The organism is Streptomyces sp. URMC 124 (assembly GCF_051386455.1).
Taxonomy (GTDB): Bacteria; Actinomycetota; Actinomycetes; order Streptomycetales; family Streptomycetaceae; genus Streptomyces.
Genome location: NZ_JBPQTS010000508.1, coordinates 1 through 263 on the forward strand (window position 1 = coordinate 1; position 263 = coordinate 263).

Consider the following 263-nt stretch of genomic DNA (forward strand, 5'->3'; position numbering starts at 1 on the left):
CTTCATAAGTTTCCGCTCCTGCTGTATATCGGGGCAGGGATATTGGCTTTTACCGCAGGGGAAATGCTGACGCAGGACGCGCGTGTCGGCTTGCTGCTCGCCTACTGGCTGCCGCAAGGCCACAACCTGATCCCGATATTTCTTACGGGCGCCGTCATCCTGATCGGCGGTATGCAGACAATGGGCAAGAGGTAGAGCCTAGCGTTGGTGGATGTAAAGGTTGAATCGGCTTGCGAAAGCACGAATAACGATGGGTGATGGAT

General features: G+C 55.1%; 1 protein-coding gene. It reads left to right on the plus strand.

The features are described 5' to 3' along the window. Window positions 1-195: hypothetical protein (locus tag ACSNOG_RS33505; RefSeq protein WP_436756437.1), on the plus strand; the 195-nt coding region annotated here is incomplete at its 5' end. Between the last annotated feature and the right edge of the window lie 68 nt (window positions 196-263).